Genomic DNA, 19205 nt, shown 5'->3' on the forward strand with positions numbered 1-19205 from the left:
TCGGAATAAGCGACACAATTGCCGAGGTTGCTCCGGAAGACGAGCGGCGGGTTCGCGGGAGCGGAGGTCAGGATGAACGTCGATTCCGCCAATGCCGTTTCCGGATTGAGCGGAGTCTTCGGTGGAATAACCACCGCCATCAGGCGCGCCGCCGAGGCCACGGGAGCGAGCTTCGAGTACCTGCTCGCGACGGCCAAGATGGAATCCAATTTCAATCCTCATGCCGCCGCCGGCACGTCGTCCGCCAAGGGCCTCTATCAGTTCATCGAGCAGACCTGGCTCGGCACGGTGAAGGAGGCGGGGCCCGCGCTCGGCTTTAACGGCTATGCCGACGCTATCGCCAGATCGCCATCCGGTACCTACTCCGTTGCGGATCCGGCGGCCCGCGCCGCCATTCTCAAGCTGCGCGACGATCCGGCGATTGCCTCGGCGATGGCCGGCGTGCTGACGAAATCCAACAGTTTCAAGCTGACCGGCCTGATAGGCCGCCGTCCGACCGACAGCGAACTCTACATGGCGCACTTCATGGGCGTCAGCGGAGCCGCGAAACTGATCGCGAATGCCGAAAGCAATCCGCAAGCGTCCGGCGCGCTCCTGTTTCCGAACGCCGCCGCCGCCAACCGTCCGATCTTCTATGATCATAGCGGCCGTGCGCGCAGCGTGTCGGAAGTCTATGCGGATCTGGATCGGCGCTACGCCGTCGCCGCCAATTCGCCGGCGACTCGCATGGCCGCGGCGTCCGGGACGCAATTCTCGACGCCGTCTGATCGCGCGGCCTATCTGTCGCGGCTGCCCGATGTCGGCGGCGTCGCGCCGGTCGCGGCATCATCCTCGGTCGCGCCAAGCCAGCCGATGTTCCGTTCGCTGTTTCAAGTCGGCGAGCGCGCGCAGCCGGTGTCTCCGGTCGTTCAGGAATTGTGGGGTGTGCCATCTACCACGGCGCAAAACCCATCTACCTCTGATCCGCGTCCGCCGTTCGATCTGTTCAGCGATCGCAGCGGCGCTTATAGCGAATAGAGCCTTTCCGGCCTTGATGGAAACGGAAGCAGCGCGGCGCGCTGTGAACGCCTCGCATGACCATCTGTCGCGTTCCGCCTCATGCGCGTGAACGCCCGCATTAACGAAGCGTCAGCGAAGGCAAATGGTTATGGTGAACTCTTTGTTAAGCGTCATGGTTTATTTTCTATGACCGGCACCGTTTCGCGATGTCGGTGCGTAAGCCGGAAACACCATGATCATTCGGCAATTCCTAAGCTGGGTACGGACCGCTTCCGCGGGCGCGCGCGCCGAGGCGACGCGAGCGCTGGCACGCGCGTGGCTCATATCCGATCTCTCTGATGATGAACGCGCCGCCGCCGAGGGTGGGCTGCTGCTGCAACTCGATGACTCGTCTCCGCTGGTTCGCCGGGCGATGGCGGACGTCTTTGCGCGCAGCGCGAACGCGCCGCCAACGATCGTTCGGGCATTGTCGGTCGATCAGCCTTCGGTCGCTATTCCGGTTCTCGAACATTCGCCGCTCCTGACCGATGCGGATCTCGTCGACATCGTCGCGACCGGTAGCTGCGAGGTGCAGTGCGCCGTCGCACGCCGCGTTCGCGTGCCGGTGCCGGTCTGTGCAGCCATCGCCGAGGTTGGCTCGGCGGCGGCGGCCCTTGAGCTTATCGAGAATCCGGGCGCCGATCTCGCTCGCGTTTCATGGGATCGCATCGTCGAACGGCATGGTCATCTCCCGGCGATCCGGGAAGCGATGCTCGCGCTCGACGGTCTGCCCGCGGTCACGCGGCTCTTGCTGGCTGTAAAGCTTTCGGACTCGCTGGCGCGGTTCGTTGTCGCGCGAGACTGGCTCAGCGCCGAGCGCGCCGGCCGTACGGTCAGCGACGCCCGCGATCGCTCGATCGTCGATATCGTGGCGCGTGCGCGAGAGGACGAGATGACGTGTCTGGTCGCGCATCTGCGCGCCACGGGGCAACTCACCGCCGGATTGATGTTGCGCGCGCTGCTGTCGGGGACTCTCGGCCTGTTTCACCATGCGCTGGCGGATCTGTCCGGGCTGCCTTTCAGTCGCGTCACCGCGCTTGTTCACGATCGCGGCGGCGCGAGCCTGCCTGCTTTGCTGACGCGGGCGGGGCTGCCGGAATCCGCGTTTCCTGCGTTTCGCGCCGCGCTGGAAGCGCATGAAGAGATTGGTTTTGTGGCAACGGTCGATGGCGCGGTGCGGCTGCGTCGTCGCATGGTCGAACACGTGCTGACAGTTTGTGAAGCGGCGTCCGCCGAGATCTCACAGCCTCTGCTGACTCTGCTGCGGCGTTTCGCGACGGAATCGGCGCGCGACGAGGCGCGCGTTTTTTGTGACGAGCTGGTCGCGGAGGCGGCCCGTTCGCCGATGATTGAAGATGTGCCGGCTGGGGAGACGGCGCTCCGCGATCTCGAAGTTCGCGAGGAGTTCTACGAACCCGTGCCCGCCATAGCGCTTCCAAGTGAAGTGGAGATCAACTCGCTTGAAGAAGACGCGTCGGATCAGAATGCCGGGGTCGTTTACCGCTTCGGCGAGGGGATGAAGACCTCCCGACCGAGATTTCTCGACCGGCTTGCGCTCAAAACCAGGTTCGCCGAATACGAGCCGCGTGACGCCGAGCTTGACGACGCGACGTCTCCCGACGCCGTACCTTACGAAGCCTTGTCTTGCGAGGTCTTGCCTTACGAAACCTTGTCTTACGAAGACGAGCCTGTCGAAGATGGACCTTACATCGTCTCGTCTTGTGAACCGAAGCGCGTCGAGCCGAGGTTTGATGAGCCGGCGCCCTACGATTCCCTCTACCGTGAGCCTGACTTTAGCGGGCTGAAAAATGCTCCGCCAGCATATCGCGAACCGCTGCTCAGCGATCTGCTTGCGGCGGCGTAGCTCGTTCGCGCGAGCGAAGGTCTCCGCGGCGGGCGTTCGGCTGGGAAAACAACTCGCGGCCGTTTGCAGAAAGCGATCGGGCGCGCGCTACTCTGTCGGCGCGATGCTCGGTGCGAGAATGGCTTCAAGGTGTTCGGGACGGTCCTGATTGACGGCCGCGAGATATTCATCGGCGACGAGACGCAGTTTCCGGTTGATCTCCATCGCCGTGATCTCGGCGCCGGGGGTGGTATGCTCGCGCACGATCGCCTGGATCGCGTTGATGTGATAGGCGATCAGTTCGGCGGGCACCCGGTCGAGAGCCGGAGCATGTTCGATGATGCGGCAGAGGCTTTCTGCCCCGGCTGCGGCGAATGGATAACCGAAGGTCGCGGCATCGCCCTTGATGTCATGCGCGGCTCGGAACAGCTCATCGCGCGCGGCCGGAGTGAATCCGTTGTTGAGAATGGCCGCGTGAGCCATCACAAGGCGGTCACGCTCGATCTCCATCCACTTGGAGAATTCGTCCGAAAGTCCGGCGAGCGCCTTTTCGGCGCGCGCGATCGGGTCGTCGAAGTTCTTCTCATCGACCAGCCGAACCGCGTTGCGCAGCCGATTGGGTGGAGTGATGATGTGATGGTCGGCGAATGCCTGAATGTTCAGTTCCTGGGAATTTTCCGTCAGCATGTTCGCGCCTCTTAACCCGGTGCTCGAGCCTTATCCAGCAGCGACGGCTGCTGGATAACGTCGGGCTCCCTGGCGCCGCGACGCTCGGGGCCGATATAGGCATTGCTGGTATTGCGCCTGCGGTCCGGACCGAAATAATTCTTGGTCTTGATGAAAGGGCGCGGCGAGACCACGACGTTCAGGATTCTTTGATAGAGACCCTTGGCTGAAATCGGTTTCGCAAGGAATTCGGTGATGCCTGCATCGCGCGCGACCGTAACGCGCCGCTTCTCCGAATGTCCGGTCAGCATGATGATCGGGGCAAACGGGTTTCCCTTGGAGTCGGGCTGGCGGATCATCTGCGTCAACTCGATGCCATCGAAGATCGGCATCGCCCAGTCGACGATGACGATGTCCGGAACATAATGAGTATACATCTCGAGCGCGGTGGCGCCGTCCTCGGCCTCGTAGACTTCGCGCGCGCCGAACGAATGCAGCAGCGTACGCAGGATGCGGCGCATGTGCGCGTTGTCATCGCAGACGAGAAACCGCAGCTTGTTGAAGTCGATGCCGTACATGGCGCGGATCCGGTATACCTGCCGTTAACTATATGTCCTTGCCGTTAACGAATGGTTGCCGCTTCCGTCTCCCCGAGACCACCGGAAAATGAGGAGAGGGGAGAGATCAGTATCCGAATTGCTCCCTGAGGATTCGTTCCTCGAGGCTGTGGCCGGGATCGAACAGCATCCGCATCGCAATCGTCTTGTCGGACGAGACTTCGACGCGGCGCACGTTGCGAGCTTCATCGTGATCGGCGACGGCGGCCACTGGACGCTTTTCGTGTTCAAGCGTCTCGATCGTCACGATGGCGGTATCCGGCAGCAGCGCGCCGCGCCAGCGACGTGGACGGAACGGACTGATCGGAGTGAGGGCGAGCAGCGCCGCGTTGATCGGCAAAATCGGTCCCTGCGCCGACAGGTTGTAGGCGGTCGATCCGGCCGGCGTGGCAACCATCACGCCGTCGGCAATGAGTTCGGCCATGCGTTCGCGCTCGTCAATCAGGATGCGGAGCCGCGCGGCCTGGTGAGTCTGGCGAAACAGCGACACTTCATTGATGGCGTGATGAATGTGAACCGTACCGTGAACGTCGGTCGCGCGCATCAGCAGCGGATGGATAACTGTGTCGGTCGCGGCGGCGAGGCGCGCATGGAGATCGTGCCGGCTGTACTCGTTCATCAGAAACCCGACCGTGCCGCGATGCATCCCGTAGATCGGCTTCCCCGACCGCATGTTCCGATGCAGGGTTTGCAGCATCAACCCGTCGCCGCCCAGCGCCACCAGCACGTCGGCGTCCTCGGGATCGCGGTTGCCATAGGTCTTCACCAGCTCCGTCAGCGCCTGCCGGGCTTCCGGACTGGCGCCTCCGACGAAGGCGATGCGGTTATACGATCGGGTGGAGGTCATGATCATTCGCTGGCTTTGCGGCTGTTGCCGGCGGCGTGTCGCTTCCGGTTACGCCACAGTTATGAGAGGACACTTAACCGCGCTTTGCGGCGGTGTGTCGAGATTCCGATTCATTGATGGTTATTCGTTTTCGAACGAAGTGGGTATCCGGCTGCCGCAAGCCCCGATTCGGCGCAACCCGAACTTTCGTGCCGATAAACGAAATGCGAATTTGATTTCGGCTGCGGACGGTTTAGTGATTTCCGGAGGAAGACAAACCGGAAAGACGGACGGGTGTTGGGGGCATCTGCAAAATTCGTGGCGATCGCAATTCTGGCGGCGTCACTCACGGCCTGCGTGACCGACAGCGGCGATCAGGGCCGTGGTCAGGGCGGCCTGGTGTATACCGATGATCGCGGCGTTGCTGATCAACCTTTTCCGACCGATTATCGCACTCAGGTGCTCGCGTTTCTCAGAACCTACCTGAACGACCCCGCCGGCATTCGCGACGCCGCGATGGCCGAGCCGGCTCAGCGCACCGTCGGGGGCCGGCGGCGTTATGTGAGCTGCCTGCGCTATAACGCCCGCGAGATCGACGGCAGCTATCGGGGTGTGGCGCAGCGGGCGATCGTGTACGTCGATGCGCGGCTCGATCGGATGATCGATAAGACCGACGACATCTGTGCCGGCGCGGTCTACGCCCCGTTCCCGGAGCTTGAGAAGCTGACGCGCTAGAGTCGTTCATTGCTTCATGGAAGCGGTGAACGACTCTAGCGTTTTGATTTGACGCGTTTTCTTTGCGCGAACCGGATTCCACTTCGCTCGAAAACGCTATAAGCGCCGGGCAGGGCCGGGGCGTCCAGCCCGGTTGATCACGTTTCGGAGAGGCTGGAACCTTTTTCGCTCGCGGCCGAATTTGTCCGCGCTGAGTTTTCCCGCGCTTTTGCGGCCGAAAGCGGCGCGCCCTGTTTTTCCCGGCGGCGGTTCCTACATAGAAGCAGCGCGTCGTAAGGTAGCACCGAGGCCGCCGCTCTGCCGTTCGGCAACCAAACTCGCGCCACGTTGTTTGTCCAGGTTGATTGAAACGATGATGGTATCCAACGAGAGGGGAAACCCATCATGAAAAAGTTTTTGCTCACGGCCGTTGTGGCTACGGCCTTCGCCGCGCCCGCGCTTGCGGCTGACATTGCGCCGCGGCCCTATACAAAGGCGCCGGTGCCCTATACGCCGCCGCAGGCTGTTTACAACTGGACCGGCTTTTACATCGGTGGCCATCTCGGCGGCGCGTTCGGCGGCGATCTGGGTGGAAGCGACGGCCGTTTCCTCGGCGGTGTGCAGGGCGGCGCCGACTACCAGTTCGCGAACAACTGGGTGCTCGGCATCGAGGCCCAGCATAGCTGGCTCGCCAACTACAGAGAGAACGTGGCCTTTCCGGGCGGCAGCGTTGTGACCGGCGGCAACAGCGGGCTGGGTTCGGTGACCGGCCGGCTCGGCTATAGCTGGGGACCGACCCTTCTCTACGCCAAGGGCGGCTATGCGTTCAGGGACGGCGCGCTCGGTGTGACCGACGCGGCCGGCGCGCCGCAGGCTTTCACAACCACCGGAAATCGAAATAGCGGTTACACCGTCGGCGCGGGTCTCGAATACATGTTCGCGCCGAACTGGTCCGCCAAGGCGGAGTACCAGTATTTCAATTTCGGCAGAACGACATTCGGCGCGGGTTCGCCGGCGGATGTTGTCGGAGCGAGCTTCCGCAACGACGAGCATACCGTGAAAGCCGGCGTGAACTATCGCTTCGGCTGGGGTGGGCCACCGGCCCCTCAATATCCGGCTCCTCAATATTGAGGATCGCCTCGCGCCGAATGGCAAAGGCCGGCATCGCGCCGGCCTTTTGAGCATGATCTTTTCCGAAAACCGGTTTCCACTTTGCGCTGGCGCGGCCCTTCGGGCCGGGATCATGCTCCGGTTGCGGGTGATGCGATCCGCTGTCCGACTGCGGATCAAACGCGGTCGATACTCAGAAACAATGCTTACAACGGGCGGCGGTCGTGGTCGATCACCACTTGTAGGAGAGGCTTCCCGTGATGCGGCGCCGGTCGCCGTAGAAGCATGACGTGACGAAGCCGCAGCTTGCGACATACTGGGTGTCGGCGATATTGACTACGTTGATCGCCGCGCGCCATTGGTTCGCCCATTCATAGTGGACCGCCAGATCGCCGAGAACCACCGACGGTACGGATAAAGTGTTCGCCGCGTCCGCGAACGATGAGCCGACATAGCGCACGCCACCGCCGAAACCAAAGCCGTCCAGCCAGTTGTCCCGGAACGTGTAATCCATCCATAGCGACGCGACCTGGCGCGGCTTCGCGGTCGGAACCTTACCGATCAGCGTGGGATCCAGATCCTTGCTGACGAATAACGCGTAGTTGGTATAGCTCGCGACCACCTTGAAGTCGCGGGTGATGTTGGCCAAGGCTTCCAACTCGATTCCGCGCGATGTCACCTCGCCGTTCTGGGTTTGAAACAACACATTGGTGGGGTCGGTGGTCAGGGCGTTCTTGCGCTTCAGGTCGAATAAAGCGATGCCGAACCGCGCGTTGAGACCTACAGGCTGATACTTCATGCCGACTTCGGTCTGCTCCGCGGTTTCGGGCAGCAGCAATCCGCCGAAAGGATTCAGGCCGACGATCGGATTGTAGCTCGTCGAGTAGGACGCATAGGGCGCGAGACCATTGTCAAAGTTATAGATCAGACCGGCGCGACCTGTGAATTTACTATCGTTCCGGTTTGGGCTGGGCCCAAGCCGGTTGTTGAAAACCAGACCCACCCAGTCGTTGCGACCTGACAGGATCAGCGTGAAACGGTTCCACTTGATCTGGTCTTGCAGGTAGATGCCGAGTTGACCTTGGGTCAGATAGCCGTCCTGATAAAGCGGGCCGTCGAAGGGCGCGTTAACGCCATAGACCGGGTTGAGAACGTTCAGATCCGTGCCGGGTCCGATACCCTGCCTGTCGTCGATCGCGTAATGCTTGAGGTTGAGACCCATCAGCGTGGTATGCCGGAACGGGCCCGTGGCAAAGCGGTACTCAAACTGATTATCCATGTTGAGCTGAGTGGCTTTCGAGGCGGCGAGGAAGTTGCCCCGCGTGATGTTGGCCGCGGCCGGCGTGGTGGCCCAGCCCTGCCCGTACAGTCCGGTGTAATTCACCTCGACATGGGCGGCGCGCGCATTCTGGCGGAACGTCGCATTGTCCGTAAGATGCTTTTCGAACTGGTAACTGACCATTTCTTGGGTACGCGTATAACGGTCAGCCGAGGGATCGCCGGTGAACAGGCTCGTCGGTATCCGGCCGAACGGGGCATCGGTCGCGGTGCCGACATAGGGCAGGAAATTCGAGGCCCTGGTGCGGGTGCGGGACGCCATCGCGAAGACTGTCAGTCGCGTGTCTATATCGGGCAGCCAGGTCACGGACGGCGCAATGAAATAGTTGTCGTTGTTGACAAAGTTCGTTTGAGTCCCGCCGCCCTGAACCTGGCCGACAATTCTATAGAGCATCTTGCCGTTGCCAGGCTGTGTCGCGACGGGGCCCCCGAAGTCGAACTGCGTGTAAGCGTTACCGAAATTATTGACGCCAGCTTCAATATAATGAAGGGGCTCCGCCGGAGGCAGCTTGCTCACGGCGTTGACGAGTCCTCCCGGCCCCGAGCCACCGTATAGAGAGGCCGACGGGCCCCGCAGCACCTCAACACGCTCAAGGTTGAACGGCTGCATTTTAAAGCCGCCAAAGGCAAAATAGGAAAGCTGCATGCCGTCGAGGAAAAGCGAGTCATTCTGCGCGTCAAAACCACGGATCAGGAACCAGTCGTCGCGATGATCCGTCCCGAAGGTCCCGGCAACGACGCCCGGCGTGTAACGCAACACCTCATCAAATTTGGAAACCAGCTTCTGGTCGCGGATTTGCTCGGCTCCAATTACCGACAGCGACTGCGGAATTTCGATGATCGGGGTATCAGTCTTCGAGCCCGTAAGGCTCCGGTTCGCGACATAGCCTTGAACCGGACCCCACGCGGTCTCGCCCTGAATATCGATCGTGTCGAGTGCGATCGCGCCGGCCGGAGCCGCGCCCGTGGCGGAAGCGCCCGGTCCGACGATGGTGATCGCGTTCGGGCCGGTCGCCCGCGCGACCAGGCCGGTCCCGTTGAGGATAACCGACAGCGCCTGGTTCGCGGTCAGCGCGCCTTGCGCGCCGCGCGTCGTCTTGCCCCGCGCGATCGAGGCGTCGAACAGGACCTGCATCCCCGTCTGCGCGGCCAACTGGTTCAGGGCCGATGTCAACGGGCCGGCAGGGATGGATATCGTGCGCGCCGCCAATGATGCCGGCGCATTCTGCGCGGCCGCCGGCACGGCGAAACCGGTTGTGAGCAGCGTCGTCGCCAACAAAAGCGATCGGGTTCGCCCCTTAACTTGTGATTGACGCATCCGCCCCATTCGCTTGTCCCCCATCGAACTTCATCCCCCAGGCTGATCGCCGCCGCGTCGGGATGACGCACTGTCAGCCGTTCATTGAGGTGACGAATGAAGGAAGGGCTTTGGGACTCCGGACGATGAGGAAATTTCTCTCCCGTCATGCCCGGCCGTGTGCCGGGCATCCACGTCTTCACCGCGTCTCAACAGGCAAGACGTGGATGGCCGGGATAAACCCGGCCATGACGGAGTGGGGGTCGTAGCCGCAAATCACTGCCGTCATTGCCGGGCTTGACCCGGCAATCCATTCTGGAACGATGGATACGCGGATCAAGCCCGCGTGTGACGCTGGTGGGAGGGGATGGGTGGATGAATGCTCATCCCCGCAGCAGGATCAGCGGCCCCATCCGGATCACGCTCAGACCCAGCGACTCGCGCAAAAGCGCCAGCGCCGAGTCGGTATCGGTGACGGTGAACGTGCCGCTGACGCGGCGCGCGGCGAGGTCCGAATTCGATATGATGATGCGCCCCGCGAAATGGCGATCGATCTCGGCCACGACATCCGCCACCGGCGCATTGTCGACCACCAGTTGGCCCCGGCGCCACGCGAGCACCGCATGAGTGTCGGCCTGCCGGACATCCTTCACCTTGCCGTCAGCGTCATAGACGGCCTGCTGTCCTTCGTTGACCCGGACCTCAGGCTCGGCGTGCGTATGAGGAGTGACCGATACCGCATGCTCGGTCACCGTCACCTCGGTTGAGTTCTGACCCAGCCGGATATCGAAGGCGGTGCCGAGCGCGGTGGTCTGCCCGCCGTTCGCCTCGACAACGAACGGGCGGCTCGCGTCCTTCGCGACCTGGAAAAACGCCTGACCCCGCAGCAACGTGACCGTGCGCGTTTCCGCCGTAAATCGGTAGGAGATGGCGGAAAAGGCGTTGAGCTGGATGGTCGTGCCGTCAGCCAGTTCGATTGTCGGCATCTCTCCCGTGCCCGATATGGCGTTGGCCAGAAGTCGCATCGGGCCGTCGGAATAGACGAACGCGCTGCCGGCGAGCGCCGCGCCGAGAAACGCCACCGCAAGGGTCTTGGCGACGCGCGGGCGCGGCTTGACCTTGAAATTCCGCAGCGCTGGATCATTCAAAATGGCCGTGCGCGCTTCGCCCATCAGCCGCTGGGCCGCTTCGTAAGCCGCTCTGTTCTCCTCGCCCCGGTCGAGCCATTCCTCAAACGCGCGACTTTCGTGCGCGCTTTGATTGATGTCACGATTTTTGAGCACCCAGGCGGCGGCTTCTTCGTGTCGTTTGCGGCTTGCCTGCGCGGATTGGTCGGCTGTCATCGCGACTCCTGATCGCTTCTCACCCATCAGGGAGACGAGTGAATCCCCTTGTGAAGGACTCTTACTCGATACCGAGCAGGCGATCGAGGCAATGCGCGAGGGCCCGTCGAAGGTGGCGGTCCACCATGTTTCGCGAAATATTGAGCTTTCGCGCGATCTGGTCGGGCTCCAGCCGGTGGAGGCGATGCAGGATGAAAACGGCGCGCTGGCGCGCCGGAAGCTCGGTAATGGCCTCGCGCAAGACCGCAAGGCGGGCTTCGACATCCAGGCCGTAATCGGGAGCCGCCGTTTCGGCGGGGACGGCCAGCGCCTCAGCCTCGGTTCCTGAAAAAAGATGCTGCTCCAGCCGGGCGCGGCGCATCCGGTCGATGCCGAGATTGATCGCCGAGCGGCACAGGAACGCGCACAGCGAGCGCTTGTTCTTCAAAAGGTCGGGCTGCTCGGCAAGCTTGATATAGAGGTCGTGGACGACGTCCGAGACGAGGCCGCGCGCGCAGCCGCGACGCAGCACCGCCGCCTTGATGTCGGCATAGTGCGCTTCGATGGCGCGATCCAGGAGGTTGTCGCTGTCGAGAATACTGGCCGGCGCCACGCTACGATTCCTGTCCGAATAGGCAGGCATATACAGAGACAAATATCCTGCAGCGCAAGCTTCTAACTTTAGATCGCATCTAAACCTTGTCGTGCATTCGACAAGGATAAGGCGCTCCCGGCCAAGGCGGGCAGGGAATTCGGATCTTCAATCCTGGCCAGCTTTCTGGACAGGCTTGCAATGGTGGAGAAGCCACACTTTGCTGTCCGCGAGGGTGGGCGTCCCGTCGCAACAGGCGCCGTTGCTTCGATCCTGGAATGATCGAGGCGGAGTGGCGTTAGCGTTCTGTCGGGGAGTTCAACTGGTTATCTGGCAGGAGTGGCATGGCTATGAAATCCCAATGATTACAATGGGTGCGACCCTTTTCGCGCCTCAAATAGCCCTTCAAAAGCCCTACAAACTACAGAGGGGTCGCACCTCAACCAACTGCATTTTGCTCTCCTTCTGGTGGGGTCGGCGCGCCGTCGGCGGGCAGGGCGTCGAGCACTTTCGCGATAAAAGCAGGCGAGGGGCGGTTTCTCATCGGGGCACCTGCCATGTGTCCACGATGGTGCCGGCGAGTAACACTCCGATGTAGATCCAGAGCAGAATGTTGTCGGCGATCCTGCTCATGACGCCCTCGCCATTTCAGTGGTGACAATCTCCTGCCGGGCCACGGCCAGTGCGTCGTCAACGAATGTCGCGATGTCGCTGTAACTGTAGCGGCGCGTGCACATCAGCGAGCGGATTGCGTCGCTCTCGGTGCCGGTCGCCTCGAAGCGAATGAGATCGGCGGCCATGCGATCGACGATGTCGCCGTTGTTGGAGCGCAGGGGGACAACGTTGCCTTCATCAGCGGAGCGCATAAAGAAAGCCAGCTAAGCAAGACTACGAGAACCCCGCTCCGGCGGGGTTTTCTTTGCGGCAATTCGAGCAACCTTATGCCAGTTGAGTGCTTAGCCATCGTGATGAGCGCATCATCGCGCGCACGGTGTCAGGAGAATTTATGTCGATTCCGAATAAGAACGTAGACGACCCCTCGAAAGCCAATCTGAAGTCAGAGATGAAGTACAGCGTGCCGATCGATCGGCAGCGTGGAGCGCTGACCAGGAAGGAGTTACCCCTCATCGGCTCTCCTGATCGGAGTATGGGTCTGGGCAATCTCGGCGTGGACCAGCGATATTCCGATGAGCGGCTGGATTCCCTTGGGATTCGGAGGTGTTTCCATGCTCATGGTCGCGGTCGGCTTAATAAGCTGGATGTCTTACAGCAACCGTCGCGGTTATGACGAAGAGGCGTTAAGGCTCCCGATGTAATCTACCGGGCCTGTTGAGCAGGCTGAAGATCTCCGCCTGAGCCGGCGGGGGTTTTTTTATCAAATCCCCCGTGTCGCTGTCGCTCACCGCTTCGCATTCAATTCTGGATGTCGGGTCACACCCCAAAGATCGCCTCGGCGGGGTTTTCTGGCCCACTCGGCAAAGCCTTATCCACCAGCACCAGGATCATCTCCATGTGCTTCCGCAGCAGGGCCGCGTCGTCGCTGTCCTGCGCCGATCGAGCCAGCGTCCGGATGTGCTGCAAGGCTTTGACGGGATCGATGGCCGGCTCTTTATCCCCCTGTCGGGCTAATGCTTCCTGTCCACGCGCCTTTATCAGTGTTCGGATGTGACCCAAGTCCTGACGCTTATTCATAATACATCCTTTCGCTGGCTCCCCGCTCCGCCTTCAGCGGCAGCTCCCGCGTGTGGGAGTAGTCCTAGCGTGAGCTGAAATAGCTCTCGTAGATGTAGTCGTGATTGCCGATAGCTACCGCCTCGAACTCCTCCGCTGCGATCTGTCGAGCTCGTGCAGCGGTGCTGACCTGCACAGGAAAGCGGTCACCAAAATTCCTTCCCTTCTTCTAGGTCAACGGGGTCCTGGTCCATGTGTCGCGAATGAAGGGGGTTAAGAACTCGTAGCCGCTCGCTATCTGCGGCGGCTTCGGTCGCAACGATGCGAAATGTTTCCTGCGAGCGGGTTCCACTCGCGGCTGATTGGAGAATCCGTTCGGCCATTAACGCTTGTGTAGACGGATCCGGACGGACGTCCAGTGTGGCTTGCTCAAGCGCGCCTCGCATAACCGCAATTAGCCCTGCGTCAAACATGTAGAATCTCCGTTTTGGATGGCGCTCTACCATTTATGAGTGACGGCTGTACTGCGGAACTCCGACGACGATGAGTCGATAGAATTAAACTTCTGACAGGTTGAGCCACATCGTCACACAGCGATACGACTACTCATGCACATTTACCATCACCAACCATCGCGCGACCTTGGATGTACCGGTGTGCGGTTGGCTCTGACGATGCTGCTGGGATCGAATCGCAAACTCGAAGCGTGTTCGGGGGTTCCCTGAGTTAACTACCGATCCCTCGCCAGCTTCCGCTTCCCCCACCTATGGCCCTTCTTGCCTTCCGGGTTGCCGATCTGGGGCGGTTCCTCTCCAAATACAGCCTTGGCGAACGCTACCCGGGCCATGAAAACGAAAGGGCCGCCGTGCTCTGCCGCCTGGTGCAGCACCTTTGCCGCCAGTTGCCAGGGCGGGGTGTCGCAGTAGGATTATAGCAATCCTAAGTTGTTCTTGCAAAAAGCCCGCCAGGAGCGCGGCGGGCTTGAGGTGAGTGAAGAGACGCGCCAATTACCGAACCTTCTCGTCGTGATTGATGCATACAAACAAACCCGCCGGGAAGGCCCGGCGGGTAATTTTTGGTAAGAGAACAGGGCCTTGGCCCGTCTGCTTCTGAATTTCAGTGCTCAACCAGGACGTACCACTACCTCGTTATGGTAGCCATCGAGCTTTGCGTATCGGGCGTTCCAATCAAAGATGGTCTCCGTACCGTGCTTGGGGCCACCTTTCATCCGGCTCCCGCTGATGTCGGAACCGTATTCGCCAAGAGCGGTGTCATATCGCAGCACCGCCCAGGGCACCAGGTAATGCTCTTTGCCTATACCGAGGAATCCACCGAAACTGAGTACGGCGTAGGCTATTTCCCCGCTGGTCTTGTCAATCATCACACTTTCGATTGAACCAATTCTTTTGTTCTCCGCCCCATAAACAGCTTTACCAGACTCTCTATCGCTGATCAGATGATCAATCGTTTCTTCGGTTGCCATGCAGTTCTCCTAGGTTACTGAGAGAAGGGACTGGCGGGGGAAACGTTCCTACGGACGCGCGATCTGTCGCACGTCGGACAGACAGACTTGCGCCGCTTTGGCTAAACTGCCGCACTGTCATTTCGGTGCGGTCGGGCTCCCCTGTGATAAGCTGAGCCTCAAGACGGGAGGCCGGTCATGACAGAACGCCGCGAACTTTATCGAAGCCCGAATGGCGATTCCTGGTACTTGGGTCGGGAGCCCACGAACGGGCACGCCTTTATCATCCACCAGCCTAATTCCCCATCCTGCGGGCGGTTGTCGCATATTGAGCTTGGTGAATTCCTTCGGAGTGGAAAAGGCCCAGAACAGCAGGCATTGCTTCGTTTGATCGGCACACTCGTTGAAGTGCCACCATACGCTTAGTGACTGCTCAGGCGGGGTTTTCTACGAGCAACCTGATGCTGGCCGGGGCGTTATCAAACTGAGGTATCCCAGGACGCCTCCCGGTGACGGTCCCGGTGTCTAACTCCCCCTTGCCGAAGGAGTGACGTCGGGCCGTTACTCGGGGCGGTATCCATCGAACCGGAGTCCCTTGCCGACGAAAAAAGGATGCATGCCATGATGGAATTTTACGCGGGGGTGGCGATTGCCACCGCTATGATAGGCGCGGGGTTGCTGTTGTCGAAGTGAGGCGTGGGGTCAACTCCGTGGAGTTCTTTACCGGTCCCTCGCCAGCTTCCGCTTTCCCCACCTGTGACCCTTGTTGCCTTCGGGGTGGCCGATCGGGGGTGGCGTCTCGCCGTTCCATGTCCCGCTCTCGAGCCCATAGTGGTCACTGCACTGAATGAATGAAGGTGAAGGCGCACCAGACGATCGCGACGGCCTTGCGCGTGGAGTACGAAAGGGGTCGCACCGAGCCGAAGGGGTCGCACCTCGCTTGCAACCTATTGAAATATTTAGTGGTTGGCAGGAGTGGCAGGGCTCGAACCTGCGACCCCCGGTTTTGGAGACCGGTGCTCTACCAATTGAGCTACACTCCTAGTGGATGCTTCTATAGCGAACGTAAAACGCCCCGTCAGCCCCAAAATGCATCGAACCGGCTTCTGAAAACGCGCGGGAGGCGGCGAGTAGAAGTTCCTCATCCTGATCCGCCATTCATGGTGGCAGACGCGGCCAAGCCGTACCCTTGACCTTTTCAGTCGCCGGCAGTAGATAGCGGCACCTGCTGTCGGCCCGATTTGACGGATATCCGACGCGGCCCTGAATTCCCGGACAGTCCAGCCCGTTGGGCGGCTACCCTCCAGATAGAGGGTTGGGCGCGCGAGAGAGGCTGCCCGGATTTTTGCGAAACCAGACCGGCACAAAACGAACGCGGATCATCAACGATGGCTTTCAGCCCGTTCAAATTCCTGCAGGAAGTGCGCACGGAAACCGCGAAGGTCACCTGGCCGTCCCGCCGCGAAACCACGGTGACGACGATCATGGTGTTCGTGATGGTGGCTCTGGCGTCGATCTTCTTCTTCTTCACGGATCAGATTATCCGCGTTTTCATCACGTTCGTACTAGGTCTTCACTGACAGCACGAATGACGCGCACGGACTGAACAATGAGCATGCGCTGGTATATCGTCCACGCCTATTCGAATTTCGAAAAAAAGGTCTCGGAGTCGATCCGGGAGCAGGCCAAGCAGCGCGGGCTCGAGGATCTTTTCGAGCAGGTGCTGGTGCCGACCGAGAAGGTCACGGAAGTCCGGCGCGGCCGCAAGGTCGATACCGAGCGCAAGTTTTTCCCGGGTTATGTGCTGGTGAAGATGAACCTCACCGACGAGGCGTTCCATCTCATCAAGAATACCCCGAAAGTCACGGGCTTCCTCGGCGCCGAGAACAAGCCGATGCCGATATCGGAAGCCGAAGCCATGCGCATCATGCATCAGGTGCAGGAAGGCGTGGAGCGGCCCAAGGCGTCGGTTTCCTTCGAGGTCGGGGAGAATGTCCGCGTGGCCGATGGACCGTTCGCGTCGTTCTCCGGCGTCGTGGAGGAAGTCGACGAGGCTCGCTCGCGCGTGAAGGTCGCGGTGTCGATCTTTGGCCGCGCAACGCCAGTCGAGCTGGAATTCGGTCAGGTCGAAAAGGTTTAGGTTTCACCTCTCCCCGCCTGCGGGGAGATGTCGACCGCGTAGCGGTCGGGTGAGGGGGCCTTGCTTAATGGCCGCCCCTCACCCCGACCCTCTCCCCGTAAGAACGGGGAGAGGGAGCAGGCGATCATCGTGGGAGGTGAGGGCGGTCGCCAGCCGCTTGAGCCATGACCACAAACAGGAGTGACGCATGGCAAAGAAAGTGACCGGATACCTGAAATTGCAGGTGCCGGCCGGTGCGGCGAACCCCTCGCCACCGATCGGTCCCGCGCTTGGTCAGCGCGGTCTCAACATCATGGAGTTCTGCAAGGCCTTTAACGCCCAGACCCAGAAGGAAGAAAAGAACACGCCGATTCCGGTCGTGATCACAATCTACGCGGATCGTTCCTTCACCTTCGAGATGAAGACCCCGCCGATGGCCTACTTCCTCAAGCAGGCGGCGAAGATCCAGTCGGGCTCCAAGACGCCGGGCCGCGATGCCGCTGGCACGCTGACCAGGGCGCAGGTGCGTGAGATCGCCGAGAAGAAGATGAAGGACCTCAATTGCGACACCGTCGAGGCAGCCATGAGCATGGTTGAAGGCTCCGCCCGTTCGATGGGCCTTCAGGTGGCGGAGTAACGAACCATGGCAACCGGAAAGCGTTTGAAGAAATCCCGTGAGGGCATTGACAGAAATAAGCTTTATCCAATCGCGGATGCGATCAGGATGGTTAAGGAGCGTGCCACATCGAAGTTTGATGAGACGATCGAGATCGCGATGAATCTCGGCGTCGATCCGCGTCACGCCGACCAGATGGTGCGCGGCGTCGTCACGCTGCCGAACGGCACTGGCCGCACGCTGCGCGTCGGTGTGTTCGCGCGTGGCGCCAAGGCCGAGGAAGCCAAGGCCGCCGGCGCGGATGTGGTGGGCGCGGAAGATCTTGTCGAGACCGTGCAGGGCGGTACGATCGCATTCGATCGTTGCATCGCCACGCCGGACATGATGCCGCTGGTCGGCCGCCTCGGCAAGGTGTTGGGCCCGCGCGGCATGATGCCGAATCCGAAAATCGGTACCGTGACGATGGATGTCGCCGGCGCCGTGAAGGGCGCCAAAGGCGGATCGGTCGAATTCCGTGTCGAGAAGGCGGGTATCGTGCAGGCCGGGATCGGCAAGGCCTCTTTCTCCGCGGAGAAACTGGTCGAGAACGTCAAGGCGTTGGCGGACGCGGTGGCGAAGGCCAAGCCGGCCGGAGCCAAGGGTACCTACGTCCAGCGTATCGCGGTGTCCTCCACCATGGGCCCGGGCGTCAAGGTTGAGCCGGGAACCGTGCTCGGCTGAGATCGGGTGAATGAGACGATCGAAGCGGGTTCGGAGTTTCCGGGCCCGTTTTGACGTTTTGATCGCGCGGTGAAGTCGATTCTTGTCGGTGTTAGTCAGGTGTGAGGCGCGTTCTTCGAAGCTGGCCGGAAAATTGCATGATTTAGGGCTTGGCAACGCGGCGAAGATTGGTTAAACACCGCGCTCCGGACGCGTGGGCTTCTGTTCGCGCGTTCGCGTTCGTTTTCCAAAACCCAACGAGACAGGAGAACCTTGTACCTTCCCATGGCCATTTCGCATGGTTCGGGAGGGCGGGGAGCCAGTTTGCTGGGTTGGTGCGAACGGGGGTCTTCGGACCGTTCCTGGGATTATTTCCGGGAATGGTATTGGTGATCCCGTCCTGTCCGAGACTGCAGGCGCCGGCGACAAACGAGTGTTTGTTCAATGGCTTAATCATATGGCCTGCATAGACGGGTGAAAACCGGATTTCGCTTTTCGCCGCCGTGAGCGGAAAGCAGCGGATTGGGTTCGAACCTCGACCCCGGTGCCAAATGGCTGTCAGGCCGTGGGAGCCGGGAGGGCAGGCTACTGAATGTCGTCACGTCTCGTGTGTCCCGAGACTGTTGTCTTGGGATCTGGTGGAACGGGTCGACGGGTGTAACCCCGGTGTCCTTGCCTTGGGCGTCCTTAGCCTTGGCAAAGCCACCACATGGAAAGAGCTTGCTGTGGAACGAGCGGCAAAAAAAGAAGCGGTCGAACAGCTCAACGAGACTTTCAGGACGACGGGCGTCGCGATCGTTGCTCATTATTCCGGTCTCACCGTGGCTCAAATGCAGACCCTGCGCAAGCAGATGAAGCAGGCGGGCGCCTCGGTGAAGGTCTCGAAGAACCGTCTCGCCAAGATCGCTCTCGAAGGCACGGACGTCGTTGCCATCGGCTCCCTTTTGAAGGGGCCGACCGTGATCGCGACTTCCAGCGATCCGGTGGCGGCGCCGAAGGTGGCCGTCGAATTCGCCAAGACGAACGAGAACTTCGTCGTGCTCGGCGGCTCGATGGGCAAAACCGTCCTGGACGTGAACGGGGTGAAGGCTCTCGCCTCGCTGCCGTCACTCGACGAACTGCGCGGCAAGCTGGTCGGCCTTCTGGTCGCGCCGGCGACCAAGATCGCCCAGCTCTCGACGGCGCCCGCGGCCAAGCTCGCGCGCGTTGTCCAGGCCTATGCCTCAAAGGACGAAGCGGCGTAGGGCCCTTCGCAAGTCAAATCTGGTTCGAACC

The 19205-nt window shown here is 61.0% G+C and carries 17 protein-coding genes, 1 tRNA gene and 1 pseudogene; 9 read left to right on the plus strand and 10 right to left on the minus strand.

All coding sequences use genetic code 11. From position 1 onward, the window contains the following. Positions 1–72 precede the first annotated feature (72 nt). Together NWI_RS06900 and NWI_RS06905 are read left to right on the plus strand one after the other, a co-directional pair. A complete protein-coding gene (locus tag NWI_RS06900) occupies positions 73–1017 on the plus strand; it encodes a transglycosylase SLT domain-containing protein (protein ID WP_011314610.1) in 945 nt (314 codons plus the stop codon). Between the two features lie 214 nt (positions 1018–1231). Next, positions 1232–2374: pseudogene (locus tag NWI_RS06905) on the plus strand (DUF2336 domain-containing protein); the annotation flags it as partial. Between the two features lie 615 nt (positions 2375–2989). Here the strand turns inward: NWI_RS06905 and NWI_RS06910 are convergent. From NWI_RS06910 to NWI_RS06920, 3 genes are all read right to left on the minus strand, one after another. Then, a complete protein-coding gene (locus NWI_RS06910) occupies positions 2990–3568 on the minus strand; it encodes an Hpt domain-containing protein (protein WP_011314612.1) in 579 nt (192 codons plus the stop codon). Positions 3569–3579: 11 nt separating this feature from the next. Further along, the gene (locus tag NWI_RS06915; RefSeq protein WP_011314613.1) at positions 3580–4125 is read right to left on the minus strand and encodes a response regulator; all 546 of its coding nucleotides are present in this window, start codon (positions 4123–4125) and stop codon (positions 3580–3582) included. A 106-nt stretch (positions 4126–4231) separates the two neighbouring features. Further along, the gene (locus NWI_RS06920) at positions 4232–5011 is read right to left on the minus strand and encodes an NAD kinase (RefSeq protein ID WP_041345483.1); all 780 of its coding nucleotides are present in this window, start codon (positions 5009–5011) and stop codon (positions 4232–4234) included. Positions 5012–5284: 273 nt separating this feature from the next. Here NWI_RS06920 and NWI_RS06925 point away from each other — a divergent pair, with 273 nt between their 5' ends. Then, on the plus strand, positions 5285–5725 hold the full coding sequence (locus NWI_RS06925) for a hypothetical protein (RefSeq protein WP_011314615.1): 441 nt from the start codon (positions 5285–5287) through the stop codon (positions 5723–5725). 384 nt (positions 5726–6109) lie between these two features. After that, a complete protein-coding gene (locus NWI_RS06930; protein ID WP_011314616.1) occupies positions 6110–6835 on the plus strand; it encodes an outer membrane protein in 726 nt (241 codons plus the stop codon). Between the two features lie 211 nt (positions 6836–7046). Here the strand turns inward: NWI_RS06930 and NWI_RS06935 are convergent, their stop codons facing one another. From NWI_RS06935 to NWI_RS06975, 7 genes are all read right to left on the minus strand, one after another. Beyond that, on the minus strand, positions 7047–9494 hold the full coding sequence (locus NWI_RS06935) for a TonB-dependent siderophore receptor (RefSeq protein WP_011314617.1): 2448 nt from the start codon (positions 9492–9494) through the stop codon (positions 7047–7049). 338 nt (positions 9495–9832) lie between these two features. Beyond that, the gene (locus NWI_RS06940) at positions 9833–10792 is read right to left on the minus strand and encodes a FecR family protein (RefSeq protein ID WP_011314618.1); all 960 of its coding nucleotides are present in this window, start codon (positions 10790–10792) and stop codon (positions 9833–9835) included. Between the two features lie 61 nt (positions 10793–10853). Continuing rightward, positions 10854–11414 (minus strand): RNA polymerase sigma factor, encoded by a 561-nt coding sequence (locus tag NWI_RS06945; RefSeq protein WP_011314619.1) that lies wholly within the window; start codon positions 11412–11414, stop codon positions 10854–10856. Positions 11415–11992: 578 nt separating this feature from the next. Next, positions 11993–12229: a hypothetical protein gene (locus NWI_RS06950; RefSeq protein ID WP_011314620.1), complete on the minus strand. Its 237-nt coding sequence runs from the start codon at positions 12227–12229 to the stop codon at positions 11993–11995. A 565-nt stretch (positions 12230–12794) separates the two neighbouring features. Continuing rightward, positions 12795–13055 carry a hypothetical protein gene (locus NWI_RS06955; protein ID WP_041344886.1) on the minus strand — a complete coding sequence of 87 codons (261 nt, stop codon included), beginning with the start codon at positions 13053–13055 and terminating at the stop codon, positions 12795–12797. Between the two features lie 1102 nt (positions 13056–14157). Next, positions 14158–14517: a PRC-barrel domain-containing protein gene (locus tag NWI_RS06970; RefSeq protein WP_011314622.1), complete on the minus strand. Its 360-nt coding sequence runs from the start codon at positions 14515–14517 to the stop codon at positions 14158–14160. A gap of 946 nt (positions 14518–15463) precedes the next feature. Continuing rightward, a tRNA-Trp gene (locus NWI_RS06975) sits at positions 15464–15539 on the minus strand. 345 nt (positions 15540–15884) lie between these two features. Between NWI_RS06975 and secE the strand changes: the two genes are divergently transcribed. From secE to rplJ, 5 genes are all read left to right on the plus strand, one after another. Next, complete coding sequence (secE, locus tag NWI_RS06980; protein ID WP_011314623.1) at positions 15885–16076, plus strand: preprotein translocase subunit SecE; 192 nt, start codon at positions 15885–15887, stop codon at positions 16074–16076. 29 nt (positions 16077–16105) lie between these two features. Continuing rightward, positions 16106–16636: a transcription termination/antitermination protein NusG gene (nusG, locus tag NWI_RS06985; RefSeq protein ID WP_011314624.1), complete on the plus strand. Its 531-nt coding sequence runs from the start codon at positions 16106–16108 to the stop codon at positions 16634–16636. 187 nt (positions 16637–16823) lie between these two features. Continuing rightward, entirely contained in the window at positions 16824–17252 is a 429-nt protein-coding gene (rplK, locus tag NWI_RS06990; protein WP_011314625.1) for a 50S ribosomal protein L11, read from the plus strand. Positions 17253–17258: 6 nt separating this feature from the next. Then, a complete protein-coding gene (gene rplA, locus NWI_RS06995) occupies positions 17259–17951 on the plus strand; it encodes a 50S ribosomal protein L1 (RefSeq protein ID WP_011314626.1) in 693 nt (230 codons plus the stop codon). Positions 17952–18655: 704 nt separating this feature from the next. Continuing rightward, positions 18656–19174 (plus strand): 50S ribosomal protein L10, encoded by a 519-nt coding sequence (gene rplJ / locus NWI_RS07000; RefSeq protein WP_011314627.1) that lies wholly within the window; start codon positions 18656–18658, stop codon positions 19172–19174. Positions 19175–19205 lie beyond the last annotated feature (31 nt).

It is taken from the genome of Nitrobacter winogradskyi Nb-255 (assembly GCF_000012725.1).
Taxonomy (GTDB): Bacteria; Pseudomonadota; Alphaproteobacteria; order Rhizobiales; family Xanthobacteraceae; genus Nitrobacter; species Nitrobacter winogradskyi.